At 49.1% G+C, this 11,741-nt stretch carries 13 protein-coding genes; 7 read left to right on the top strand and 6 right to left on the bottom strand.

The annotated features are described in order from the left end of the window. Together DI14_RS15635 and DI14_RS10940 are read right to left on the bottom strand one after the other, a co-directional pair. On the bottom strand, window positions 1–266 hold a 266-nt coding region (locus DI14_RS15635), incomplete at its 3' end, for a hypothetical protein (RefSeq protein ID WP_235193454.1). Between the two features lie 211 nt (window positions 267–477). Continuing rightward, on the bottom strand, window positions 478–1,575 hold the full coding sequence (locus DI14_RS10940) for an ISL3 family transposase (RefSeq protein WP_235193455.1): 1,098 nt from the start codon (window positions 1,573–1,575) through the stop codon (window positions 478–480). A gap of 329 nt (window positions 1,576–1,904) precedes the next feature. Here DI14_RS10940 and DI14_RS15265 point away from each other — a divergent pair. Beyond that, window positions 1,905–3,232 (top strand): IS3 family transposase gene (locus DI14_RS15265; protein WP_152545904.1). Its coding sequence is split into 2 segments (ribosomal slippage): window positions 1,905–2,304 and window positions 2,304–3,232, totalling 1,329 coding nucleotides; the frame shifts between segments, so codons are not numbered across the junction. A 68-nt stretch (window positions 3,233–3,300) separates the two neighbouring features. Here DI14_RS15265 and DI14_RS10925 read toward each other — a convergent pair. The 3 genes from DI14_RS10925 to dcm form a co-directional block, all read right to left on the bottom strand. Continuing rightward, window positions 3,301–3,663, bottom strand: a complete 363-nt coding sequence (locus tag DI14_RS10925) for a DUF5388 domain-containing protein (RefSeq protein WP_034808471.1) — start codon at window positions 3,661–3,663, stop codon at window positions 3,301–3,303. A gap of 5 nt (window positions 3,664–3,668) precedes the next feature. Beyond that, on the bottom strand, window positions 3,669–4,517 hold the full coding sequence (locus DI14_RS10920; RefSeq protein ID WP_031424690.1) for a ParA family protein: 849 nt from the start codon (window positions 4,515–4,517) through the stop codon (window positions 3,669–3,671). A 105-nt stretch (window positions 4,518–4,622) separates the two neighbouring features. Then, window positions 4,623–5,804, bottom strand: a complete 1,182-nt coding sequence (gene dcm, locus DI14_RS10915; RefSeq protein WP_051622699.1) for a DNA (cytosine-5-)-methyltransferase — start codon at window positions 5,802–5,804, stop codon at window positions 4,623–4,625. 169 nt (window positions 5,805–5,973) lie between these two features. Between dcm and DI14_RS10910 the strand changes: the two genes are divergently transcribed. Beyond that, the gene (locus tag DI14_RS10910) at window positions 5,974–6,285 is read left to right on the top strand and encodes a hypothetical protein (protein WP_034808465.1); all 312 of its coding nucleotides are present in this window, start codon (window positions 5,974–5,976) and stop codon (window positions 6,283–6,285) included. 127 nt (window positions 6,286–6,412) lie between these two features. On the opposite strand, the gene DI14_RS15710 is transcribed toward DI14_RS10910, so the two are convergent. Beyond that, window positions 6,413–6,619 carry a helix-turn-helix transcriptional regulator gene (locus tag DI14_RS15710; RefSeq protein ID WP_034808495.1) on the bottom strand — a complete coding sequence of 69 codons (207 nt, stop codon included), beginning with the start codon at window positions 6,617–6,619 and terminating at the stop codon, window positions 6,413–6,415. A 367-nt stretch (window positions 6,620–6,986) separates the two neighbouring features. On the opposite strand from DI14_RS15710, the gene DI14_RS15260 reads away from it, so the two are divergent. The 5 genes from DI14_RS15260 (at window position 6,987) to DI14_RS10880 (ending at window position 11,740) form a co-directional block, all read left to right on the top strand. After that, entirely contained in the window at window positions 6,987–7,475 is a 489-nt protein-coding gene (locus DI14_RS15260) for a helix-turn-helix domain-containing protein (RefSeq protein ID WP_081825890.1), read from the top strand. A gap of 299 nt (window positions 7,476–7,774) precedes the next feature. Beyond that, a complete protein-coding gene (locus DI14_RS10895) occupies window positions 7,775–7,957 on the top strand; it encodes a hypothetical protein (RefSeq protein ID WP_051622697.1) in 183 nt (60 codons plus the stop codon). 13 nt (window positions 7,958–7,970) lie between these two features. Continuing rightward, the gene (locus DI14_RS10890; protein WP_012390467.1) at window positions 7,971–8,195 is read left to right on the top strand and encodes a hypothetical protein; all 225 of its coding nucleotides are present in this window, start codon (window positions 7,971–7,973) and stop codon (window positions 8,193–8,195) included. 66 nt (window positions 8,196–8,261) lie between these two features. Next, complete coding sequence (locus DI14_RS10885; protein WP_034808459.1) at window positions 8,262–9,362, top strand: hypothetical protein; 1,101 nt, start codon at window positions 8,262–8,264, stop codon at window positions 9,360–9,362. 143 nt (window positions 9,363–9,505) lie between these two features. Continuing rightward, window positions 9,506–11,740, top strand: a complete 2,235-nt coding sequence (locus DI14_RS10880) for a VirD4-like conjugal transfer protein, CD1115 family (protein ID WP_152545903.1) — start codon at window positions 9,506–9,508, stop codon at window positions 11,738–11,740. Window position 11,741: the final 1 nt, after the last annotated feature.

Genomic DNA, 11,741 nt, shown 5'->3' with positions numbered 1-11,741 from the left:
CGAATGGCAACCTCTCGCTCATGTTGTTTACGAGTCTCATATGCCTCGAGGATGCGAGCATGTTTTGATGCAAAAAGTTGAGCTTCAATGGCACGTTCCTCAGCAGTCGGATTGGAACCTATATTTGTTTTGTCCCAACGGGGTTCTAAGACCTCATCAGAAGAGTAAAAGAGATACCAGGAGATAGAGATTAAAATGAGGATTAATAGGACAATGAAAGCCGAATATCGTTTAGATTTATTACGTTTTAACACGCGTGATGGCATAGCTATGCTCCTTTCAAGTACTATTTAGAGTTACAGTTATCTGTTTATGATCAGCTCTTTTAGCACCAACTTTGATTGAAAACAACGAATGTCTGCTGTTCGTATATAGTTTACAACATATACTCTTTCAACAATCATCTGTTTACCATAAAGGTAAACTTTTCTTTTTTAGTATTTTAAAGGCTCATCACCATAACTCGTGGTTGCTATTTTAACGACCGATTTCTAGATACAACCTTAAAAAGAACCGTTCAAGGTTTCGATAGCCATAACCACGGCGTTTGATGAGCTTGATTTTGTTGTTCGTTCCTTCCATCTTTCCATTCGATAGACTGGACACGATTGTTCGACGCATCGCTTCCTCTCGGTTCTGGATCGATTTCGCGATCTTCGCCAGAGGCCCGCAAGGATGGAACTGGTAACGATCCAACCAATCGGTCAGTCGACGTTTCGCCTGTCCATGGCACGTGGCCTTCAGCACATATCGGATATGTTGAAGTCCTTGATAGAGGTCCCGGATGAACGGATCTTCCCGAAGGCAAGAATCGGCGACCTCCCGGTCTTCGGGGGACAGCGTCTCCAGACGACAGGCGAGAGCACGGTCAATCACACGGACATGATGGTGACGTTTCGCCTCGTTCAAAAAACGACGCCGGCGGCGAAGGGCGTCCGTGAAGAACTGGATGAGATGGAAACGATCCAGCACATGTTTCGCATCCGGGAAGACATGTGCGACGGCCTTCGCCATCGCCGGTGCAAAGTCACTGACGACAGAACGGACATCTCCGGCTATGCCTTGGAGTGCAGCCGTGATGGCCGTGACGTCCCTTCCCGGGACAATGGACAGGAGCCGACCACTCTCGGCATCGAGGGCGATTGTCGCATAGTGATGTCCTTTTCGTGTGGCGAACTCGTCGATGAGGACGTCTGTCGTATGCTTCTCTGTCTCTACTGAGGCGTACCGATAAAACCATCGTTCCACCGTCGTGTAAGGTAATCCGTATTCACGCGCTACATCTGAGATCGTCCTACCGTGGCAACGTTCTGCGATGCCTTTCCGGAACACCTCGGTGGAGGTGCGGACGAGCCCGAGACCGTAGTCATACACGAACGTCAAATCACAAGAGAAGCATCTTTGACGTGGGACATCCAGCTCAATCCAGAGTATACCGACGTTCCATGCGTGACCGTGTCGGAAGCGACGTCGCCTTTTCGAATGCAGGACTGTCTTTCTCTGGCAAAGCGGGCAAGGGATGTCGTGTCGATCCGGGATGACCGGGAAAACGTTCGGTTCTTCGTCTGAAGACATCTGGATCTGAAAAAGGTCTGGAAGTGGAAGAAGTAATTTGATAAACTGTTGGGACAAAGCGAAAACTCCAATCGTGGTTTGTCTAGGCAACAATTACGATACCGGGGTTTTCGCTTTTTTTCTATGTTCAATTCAAATCCGATGGATTTTATGCGTCAACCACACCTTATGGTGATGAGCCATTTTAAAGAACTTTTTTACCGGTTAATCAAACTAATAAAAAAAAGAATGAAAGCAGTAAACTGTACCCTGAGTAGTAGACACTAAAAAAGTCTACTACTCAGGGTTTTTGTGTACACTGGACTAAATCATATTGGGAGTGAATTCGAGTGTCGAAGAAGATGTTTACGTCAAAAGAAATAGATGCGCTAGCCGCAAATCCTTACGTTAAATCTGTGAGCCCGAAAGGGATCACGTATACAGATGAGTTCAAGGAACTCTTTATAGCACAGACGTTGGAAGGGAAGTTCCCTGTGGAAATCTTCCGGGGATGTGGATTCGATGTGGAGGTACTCGGTGAACGGCGTATGAGTTCTTGTAAAAATCGCTGGACACGGGCTTACCGAAAAGATGGGGTAATGGGGCTACGCGATACACGATCAAGTAATTCAGGAAGGTGGAGAGATAGAGAACTGTCTACAGAAGAACGGTACGCGAAGCTCGAGGCCGAAAACAAGCTGTTGAAAGCAGAGGTCGAACTATTAAAGGAGATCCGCCTGGCGGAAGGGAGAGGAAAGCTGGACTAAGCACATCGCAAAAATATGAGCTGATTCAAGGTGTCATCATCAAGCACAAAATGAAGGGGATGGTCAGCCATCTCTGTCAGGTGGCCGGGGTGTCACGTCAGGGATACCACGCCTATTTCTCGGAACGGAGGAGACAGATCAGACAGGAGCGCGAATCGAGAGACATGGCTCTTCGTGACTTCGTTCTGAAGGCGTTCCACTTCAAGAAGCGCAAGAAGGGTGCTAGGCAGATCGAGATGGTGCTGTCTGGTCATTTCGGTGTGACGATGAACCTGAAGTGCATCCGACGTATCATGCGGAAATACAACATCGTGTGTCCAATCCGTAAGGCGAAACCATACAAACGGCTCATTAAGGCGACCGCCGAGCACCGGGTGGTGCCGAACCACCTCAAACGCGAGTTCAAACAGGGCACGCCCTATAAGGTGCTTCTCACCGATATCACCTACATATTTTACGGGAACGGTAAGCGGGCCTATCTTTCGACCATCGTGGATGGTTCGACCAATGAGGTATTGGCGCATCAACTCTCTGAGAACATCAATCTCGACATTGTATTGGACACGTTGAAGCGTTTACGGAAGAACCGGAGGATTCGCTTGGACAAGGACGCATTCATCCATTCAGATCAAGGAGGGCACTACACGAGCCCGACCTACCAGAAAGAGGTGAAGCGTATGAAGCTAGGTCAATCCATGTCCCGACGGGGCAACTGTTGGGATAACGCTGTCCAGGAATCATTCTTTGGGCATTTCAAGGATATCGTCGAGTTAAAGGCCTGTACCACGTTCGATTCACTACAGCGTGAAATCCGAAAAGCCATTAACTATTACAACCATCATCGTTATCAATGGAACATGAAAAAGATGACTCCCGTACAGTACAGGAATCATCTCCTTGAAGCAGCATAAGTTTTTTTATTAATGTCCTTTACATGGGGTACAGATTACAGAACCGCTCTCATCTTTTTTATTAGTAATTATTTTTGTTTCATCATCAAAACATTCCGAATCATCTCGTACTCTTTCCGTTCGTTTGAAGAGAGCAATTCGAGGTACTCGTCAATCATCGTAGAAATAATCGCATCTGCCGAATCCGCTTTGCCCATCGTCACTAACGCTGACAATTTGTTTTTTGTAAGGTTTGATACACGAACAGTGCTTGACCCCATATTGACGGTGTTCTTAGCTGACCGTTTGTTTGAGGTTTCTTTCTGAGCAATAGCTTTCGATTCCACTGTTTTGTCTTCAGACACTTCAGCTTTATATGTTTGTTGCGGGGCCGCTGCCCCCTTACGGTCCAGCAACCGCTTTTTCGCTGGTTTTTGAATCAAATCTGACATATTGTTCACCCCTGTTCCACGTAATTCATTTCTGCTTCGAGACGCTGCAGGAACTCCTCTGCGACTTTTGCATATGTCTCCATTACACGTTTGTCGTGCATATCCTCTTCGACAATCCCGGTAATGTCATAGCGCTTCAAACGCTCCATGTTCTTGATCACGCCTTCAAAAAGATTGTGCGAACCGAATACATTCTTGGCATTTTCAAGGGTTGCCATATCGACTGCCGCACCATTTTTAAGAAGAACCGGCAGGATTCCAAGAATATCAAAATCAGCATCATAGTCATCCAGCAACGTCTGCAGATACTGTGTGAATACCTCGGCGCCCTGTAAGCTTCTTTCCTGTGTCTGAAGTACGACGACAACGAAATCAGAGGCATAGAGAGCTGAATCTGTATAGATGGAGATAGTAGGAGGGACGTCCACAAAAATGAAATCGAACTCGCTCTTTAAAGGTTCGAGAAGAGTAGAAAGGTACGTCACACGGTCAACTTCTTTTTCAAACTTTTTCTCAAGAAACTTCGGGTACTGCGCGAAATCACTGAATGAAGGTAGTAGGAACAGATTGTCCGTAACTTCTGTGACGATACTGCTTAAATCGCCTTCCTGCATTGCGGCCATCAATGTTTTTTCGAAGGTTATGTAATCATCTTCCCGTGCAGCCTTTGTCTTCAAGAACAGGGTAGTCGCATTCGCCTGCGGATCCTGGTCACAGAGCAGCACACGATAGCCTTTTTTGGCCAATGCGTAAGCGAGCATCGTGCTATTCGTTGTCTTTCCAGTGCCGCCTTTAAAGTTTCCGAACGTCACAACAATCGCTTCCTGCTGTGAGAGATCAAGCTGATTGGTCATTTTAGTGCCTCCTTTTTTATTTGTTAACTTCAACGTATCAAATTTTTCTCTATTTGTATACATGTATACAAAAAAAGAAAACCGCCATTACAGGCGGTTATGAATTCAGTTCGTAATTAATGACTTTCCCGGCTCGGAAATACTGACAAAACCACCGCTATTTTCGATAGCTTCAACCATATTCTTTGCAATAAGTTCAACCACAGGTACGGAGACAGAATTTCCGAATTGTCTGTATGCCTGTGTATCAGAGACAGGAATCACGAACTCTTCAGGGAATCCTTGAAGTTTGGCGCATTCTCTCGGCGTCAGTTTTCTCGGGTTTTTATCCGGACCCTGATCAATCAGGATCTCACTTCCGTCTTTATAGTATCTGGCACTGATTGTATTTGTGTATGGATCATTTTCATTGAAGAGTGAGAATCCGAAACCGTTCCCTTTCTCTTTATGCTCTTTTTTTCTTCTCAGATGGCCTTCATATAAGCGGTCGGAAATTGTATATTTTTCATCTACCTGCTCTTCTAAGATATCACCGACCCGAGTCGGGACAAGAGTCGGCACCGGAAATTCAAAATGAGCGAAGGGAGCTGTCTCATTATTAAATCCCACGATATAAATCCTTTCCCTGTTTTGTGGAACACCGAAGTCCGCAGCCCGGAGAACATCATAGTAAACGGTATAATTTAATTCTTCTCTCAGAACCTGCAAAATCGTCTCCAAAGTCCGGCCTTTATCATGGCCTCTTAGCTGCTTCACGTTTTCCAAAAGAAAGGCTTGGGGGCGTTTTTCTTTTAAAATTTTTGCGATTTCAAAGAACAATGTGCCTCTCGTGTCCTCAAAACCTTTTTTCAATCCCGCCTGTGAGAAAGGTTGGCAGGGGAATCCTGCAAGAAGAATATGATGGTCCGGTACTTCTTCGGGATTTACCAGAGAGATATCTCCTGCCGGCTCCTCACCGTAGTTTAACTTATAGGTCTTTGCTGCGAATTTATCCCACTCGGATGCAAATACTGACTCACCGCCATGCTTTTGAAAGCCCAGACGGATACCGCCGATGCCGGCAAAAAGATCAATAATTTTAAACTTACCTTCTCCTTTGAACTTTAGAGGTGGATCTTCTGGAAATGCAAGGATAGCCTTACATTCCAGAGTCGACGGCTCGGTTTCACCGTTTTCCCAGCGTCTGAGTGTACGGTCACCATTTCGACCCAATCCAAGCGCATCAGCAAACTCCTTCTGTGTTAATCCTAGTCGGATTCTTTTTTCTTTAATTTCTATAGTTTTCATTTTGTGACTCCTTAAGGTCTATTTGTCCTCTTAATGTCACAAATTATACAGAACATAAGTTTGCATTGTCTACTGTTTTTCATAAAAAGGTCAATGTTTGTTTGGAAATTTTTCTTTGCTTTAAGTTTTAGTTCACTTACACTTTGTACATAAGCAAGGAGGAGAGTCTATGAAAGAAAAATATTTTATTATCGAACCTCTGACAAAACCGGTAAAAGGCTATTACCTTGAAGGTGATACTTGGAATGGATGGGAACAGCCGCGTTTCGAGAGAAGTACGATGCTAGAAATTATTGAAAAATTTAAAAAGGCTGGATATCGGGCATGGGAAGATGAAAAAGACGGCTGTTTTGTGATTGTCGATGATCCGGATACTCCGGTATTTACGATTTTCAAACCGCTCACAAGCAAAATCAAAAACAAGTCCGTGAACCTGTACAAGAGTACAGGTTCATGGACTTGGGAACCTTATAATATTTGATTATATTCTTATTCCGGTTTTTCGGTTTACAGAGATACGACAGGGACAAAAACGAGTTGAAGAGTGCTCGTTTTTGTCCCTGTTTATTTAAATCTAATCTTTTTTGTCTGTATCTTCAATCCCTATTTTAATTTTTACTTCTATCTCCAAACTTTGTGTCATTAAAGAAACTTGTTAATGAAATACCTAATCCGTCGCAAAATTTCTGAATGGTACTTACTTTGGGATGTTTAGTCCTGCCATTCATCAATTCTGAAATCGTTGCCTGATTCAATCCACCCTTTTGAATGACTTGATGGATAGTCATATTATGTTCCGATGCGAGCTCCTTCATTCGCTCGATGATTGCCTCGTTCAATTCCACTTGCTCACCCCACGATCAAAGTACTCTCTTCATCACTTATTCTTTACGAACTCTTCTATTCCTCTACCCTACCACAATCTCTTGAAATCAAAATACTTGTCATTATTTTCTATACTCAAAGCGTTATTTTTTTACAGTTGTGCTACAAAACCAAAAATATTGAGTTACTGTGGCCTATAAACCCTCATCTAGAGCGGATTCGACAAGAATCGTCAATTGTAAAACTTCTGACATATCAGAAAACTGATGATTTTTAGGCTTATCCCTGTTATATTGGAACCAACAAAAGGAAACATCTGTTTGGTCGCCGCTCTGGTTTACAGAAAGGGGAAGGCTTATGTATCGATTCGGGGAGTGGTTGAAGGAGAACCGCCGGCTCTCGGGCTGGTCACAGGTCGAACTATCCGAGAAGACATTCGGGGAGATCTCACAGCCCGCCATCAGCCAATATGAACAGAACCGCTCAGTACCGTCAATCGCAGACATCGATCATCTGGCCCGCGCGTTCGGGCACACACTCGCGACTGTCCCGTGGGACGCTATCGACTTCGGATACGGGGCGAAACGTTCCGTCACCAAGCTCGAGCGACGCCGGTTCGACCTGAAAGAACTGCCGCAGGCCGACTCGGTCCGAACCTTCGACGGGAAGACGTATGAGCTACATGGTTTCATCGGCATCGAGAAGGCGAGCGGCGAGGCGGTCCAGCTGACGCAACTCTATTACCGGATCCGGACGGTCGTCTGTGACGCCCATGTGCTCGCTAAACGAAAGAACCCGGATGACGAGCTCATCCACGTCAAGAAACGGAAAAGAGTCCACCATTAACCGACATCGACGCAGCAGCACATCCTTAAGGATGGTCTAATCCAATCACATACCGGCGTGTCCCTCACCAGTGACCGGGTAGGCGGGATTTACGCACAGATGGTTCGGCGAGAGTCGCCTAAAACTCGCCACAAGGTCACCGCATCGTTCAGGGTCATCGAAAAACCCTGTACAGCTCCTTCGATTAAACGAGGAGCGGAGTTCGTGGGGGAACAGCTAGAAACCCACCGCATCGAATCCGACTGTCCTTAATGATGTGCTGCTGCACATCACGAGATCAAGGGAAGGAAGTGTGTACTGTGGCATCAAAAGAACAGAAACAGAACCGTAGCTTCGCCGAGAAACTTTTACGCATCCGTGGGAAGGACTATGAGGAGTGGCTCGACGAACAGCATCAGCAGGTCATCCAGGACAACCAGGAACTCATTTTGGAGGCGCTCGAGGCGAAGCTCAACTTCAAGTCGCCGGCGCACCAGGACTAAGGAGGAGAACGACATGGGACTCAATGAGACAGGGCTCAGCTTGCTTCAGTTCTTCCAGGGACTCGCCGTCATCGCCGCGGCCATCGCCTTCGCGATCGGGGGCTTCTACTTCATCTTCGGCGGGGACCGGGGCCGCTCGAAGGCCGTTGGCTGGCTCGTCGGGGGCGCCGTCGGCCTGATCATCGTCATGGGCGCGTTCACGCTCGCCGAGATGGTCGACCAGAACATCAAATTCTAATGCACACGCACGCAGCGTTCCAATCGGAAGGCTTTTTTTGTTGCTTGAAACGAGAGGAGGAATGAGATGCTGTTTGTACGATTCACCGACGTGCCGGACACTCGGATCCAGAACTATGAACGGCTCCCCTTCGCCGAGGCGGTCGTCGCGACACATGACCTGCACCAAGCACTCAGCAAGGAAGGGACGAGCTGTTCCGGTGACTTCCGGCTCTTCGACCAGAAAGATGAGCTGCTATATCGCGGGACGTTCACGTTCGGGACCGAAGGGACCTATCCGAACCTGTACCATCAGGTGAAGGACCGGGTACAACGGATCCGGACGAAGAAAGAGGATAACGCGAAGAAGATGTGGCTCCTCGATGAAATCGAGTCCGAGACCCCGGACGACTATAAGCGCCAGTCCGTTAAACCAATCACAACTGTCTCGTCGACCTATCAGTCACGCCTGACCCGACTGCAGCGCCGCCTCATCTACGGTGCGGCCACGGCCGGGATTCTCTTCACCTCACTTTTCACTGCCGCGCATTGGTTCATCGATAAAGAGGCACATGCGGAACAGGTGACCGGTGGAGAAGAAACCTGGTTAGACGCCTACGAACAGGCGCTCCAAGGTGAGGAGTCCTCGCTCATCGCTTTACTGGAACAGAAAAACCGGTCCGAGGAAGAGGATATTCTACTGGTCGATCTCTATCTGGCAGAAGGCGCAGACCAGAAAGCGCTCGAGCTCACGGATGATCCCATCCTGATCGCGACGAAGCTGGGCGGGCTCGACCTATCCGGTAAAGAGAAGTTGGAACGGCTCCAAGACTTCCAAACGTCACATCCGACCGATGAGGGTGCGTTCGATATCGCCGCACTGGAACAGGACCATGAGACCGTGGCCAAGACGGAAAATGTGGAATGGACCGCTCCCCGCGTCTCTGCGAAAGTGACTGCCTATCTTTCCCTAGGGGACATCCAGTCCGCAAATGAGTGGGCGTCCAAGACGAGCAACCCTGCCGTACAAGAGAAAATCGACGAGTACCAAAGCATCACGACCACGATCGACGGACTGAACGAGAAACTGAAGAAAACTTCTAGCAAAGACACTTCGGCCCGTGAGAAGATTCAAGCCGCTATCGCTGCAGAAGAAGTTAACCTAGAAACGATTCTTTATTCAGATTAAGGTAGGTGAAATAATTGAGAACTCCGTCTCTATCACCCCGATTTCGGATACGTCTGATATTCCCCGCCCTGTTCTGCCTGTTGGTGTTGCCGGTCGGGATTTTTTATCTGCTGAACGGTGTCTACAACATCATTCGACACATCATGACCCCGATAGTAAAAGAAGGGCTATTGGCCGGAGCGACGATTCCGACGCTCTCACCCGCCTTGTTCTTGGAGGTGAGTCTTCCCTCTTCGATCGTCTTGCTCGGGCTGATCGCGTTCAGTCTGTTCATCGGATTGGTCATGTTCGGCAAGGTATGGCTGAACTTCCGGGACCTGCGGAAGAATCAGAAAGGGAGCGCCCGCTTCACCTCATTCGATGAATTGAAGCAACAGTATCGTCGCGTCCCGGACCGGAAGAAACGGTATGAAGGATTAGGCGGTGTCCCCGTTGGACGGGTCAAGAACGAGCTGTTCATCGATGACTCTCCTGTCAATAACCTTGTCATCGGGACGACCCGGTCGGGGAAAGGCGAGACGTTCGTCTTCTCGACGATCGACCTGTACAGTCGAGCCAGTGATCAGGCGAGTCTGATCATCAATGACCCGAAAGGTGAGCTCTTCGCCGCCTCGAAGGAGACACTCGAGCAACGCGGCTATCAGGTCGAGGTGTTGAACCTGATGAACCCGCTCCAATCGATGTCATACAACCTGCTGCAACTGACGATCGACGCATTCCTTGAGGAGAACTATTCGCTCGCCCAACAGTATGCGCGCTCGGTCGCCTTCATGTTGTACCATGACCCGAAGGCACGGGACCCGTTCTGGGCCAACTCGTCGATCGACCTGTGTACGGCGCTCATCCTAGGCCTCTGCGAGGAGGCGAAGGACACGCCGGAGAAGATCAACATGTACAACGTCGCGCTCATGCTCTCGGACCTCGGTTCACGGACGGTGGTCACGCGGCAAGGACAGGAAATCTCCGCGCTTGACGAGTTCTTTCAGCGGTTCCCGGAAAACCACCCGGCCCGGCTCCAGTTCGCGACGCTCCACTTCTCCGGTGGCCAGACGCGGGCAAGTATCCTGGCCAACACGAACGCGAAGCTCGGCATCTTCACGTTGAACGGGACCGGGAAGCTGACGTCGATGAACTCGCTCGACATGCGACGCATCGGATTCAACCGCTGGATCAGCGGACGGAGTGAGCCTTTGACACGGCTCACGTTCAAGTTCCCCGACGGGACGCCCCATGCGCTCACGACCGATGACGATGGCAGCTTCATCGTATACCATACGTCACCACTCCAAATTGGGGACGTCGTTCATATCTCAACCGACTCAAGCACTGCGATGATCCAGCTGGAAGCGCATGACCAGGAGAGTGGACGGTTCCACTACGCAATCGACGGGTCGATACAGATCCGTGAGGTGATGCACCAGATGCGTCCCGTGGCGGTGTTCCTCATCGTCCCGGACTATGACCCGACATTCAACGTCATCGCGTCGCTCTACATCAAACAGGTGTACACGGCGCTCGCCAGGGTCGCCTCGCAGACGAAACAAGGCAAATGCGAGCGTCAAGTCGTCTTTCTTCTCGATGAGTTCGGCAACATGCCACCGATCGAGGGCATGGCCAACATCATCACGGTCTGCCTCGGCCGGAACATGCGCTTCAATCTCGTCATCCAGGCCTACTCTCAACTCGAGAACCTATACGGCGAGGATTGGAAGACAATCGACGGCAACTGCGGAAACACGCACTATCTGTTGACCGCGGACGAATCGACCGCCGAACTGATCTCGAAGAAGCTCGGTGAGGCGACCATCGTCACGAAATCGCGTTCCGGTCAAACGTTCTCGCTCAAGAAATCGAAAACGGAGAACGTGGACGGCCGCCGGCTCATGACGGCGACCGAGGTCATGGGGCTGAAGGAAGGTGAGATGCTGATTATCCGTGTCATCAAGCGTCAGGACACGAAGAAGCGACGCATCCAGTCGTATCCGATCTTCCTGAGCGGCAAGACGGCGATGAAGTACCGCTACGAATACCTGGCGGACGACTTCGACACGGACCGCTCCCTGCATGACATCGACATCCCTTGTCGTCACGCCGGTCTCGACTTCGAACAGATCCGTATCCGTTTCGCGCAGAAAGAAGACGAGACGGAAGCGAACACGCCATCGAATCAGGAAGAAAAGCCACTGACGGTACGGGACGTGTTGCAGGACAGCATCCTCCGCTCGATGTTCGAAGGACATGACATCGGTGGGATGCCCCTCCCCGAGTTCGAGACGAACCTGAACCTAGGAGTTTACGACGTCACCGACAGCCAGAAGAGCTTTTTGAGCACGATGATCGCGAAACGACTCGATAAACTGAAGCAAGGCACACCGTAGA

This window comes from Exiguobacterium sp. AB2 (assembly GCF_000696055.1).
GTDB lineage: Bacteria > Bacillota > Bacilli > Exiguobacteriales > Exiguobacteriaceae > Exiguobacterium > Exiguobacterium alkaliphilum.
Note: the sequence above shows the minus strand (reverse complement) of the source record. Positions and strands in the feature narration are given on the sequence as shown.

Excerpts from the sequence above, each read along its gene's own strand:
- DI14_RS10940 (WP_235193455.1), bottom strand. The coding sequence starts at position 1,575 with ATGTCTTCAGACGAAGAACCGAACGTTTTCCCGGTCATCCCGGATCGA.
- DI14_RS10925 (WP_034808471.1), bottom strand. The coding sequence starts at position 3,663 with ATGTCAGATTTGATTCAAAAACCAGCGAAAAAGCGGTTGCTGGACCGT.
- DI14_RS10920 (WP_031424690.1), bottom strand. The coding sequence starts at position 4,517 with ATGACCAATCAGCTTGATCTCTCACAGCAGGAAGCGATTGTTGTGACG.
- dcm (WP_051622699.1), bottom strand. The coding sequence starts at position 5,804 with ATGAAAACTATAGAAATTAAAGAAAAAAGAATCCGACTAGGATTAACA.
- DI14_RS10910 (WP_034808465.1), top strand. The coding sequence starts at position 5,974 with ATGAAAGAAAAATATTTTATTATCGAACCTCTGACAAAACCGGTAAAA.
- DI14_RS15710 (WP_034808495.1), bottom strand. The coding sequence starts at position 6,619 with ATGAAGGAGCTCGCATCGGAACATAATATGACTATCCATCAAGTCATT.
- DI14_RS15260 (WP_081825890.1), top strand. The coding sequence starts at position 6,987 with ATGTATCGATTCGGGGAGTGGTTGAAGGAGAACCGCCGGCTCTCGGGC.
- DI14_RS10890 (WP_012390467.1), top strand. The coding sequence starts at position 7,971 with ATGGGACTCAATGAGACAGGGCTCAGCTTGCTTCAGTTCTTCCAGGGA.
- DI14_RS10885 (WP_034808459.1), top strand. The coding sequence starts at position 8,262 with ATGCTGTTTGTACGATTCACCGACGTGCCGGACACTCGGATCCAGAAC.
- DI14_RS10880 (WP_152545903.1), top strand. The coding sequence starts at position 9,506 with ATGACCCCGATAGTAAAAGAAGGGCTATTGGCCGGAGCGACGATTCCG.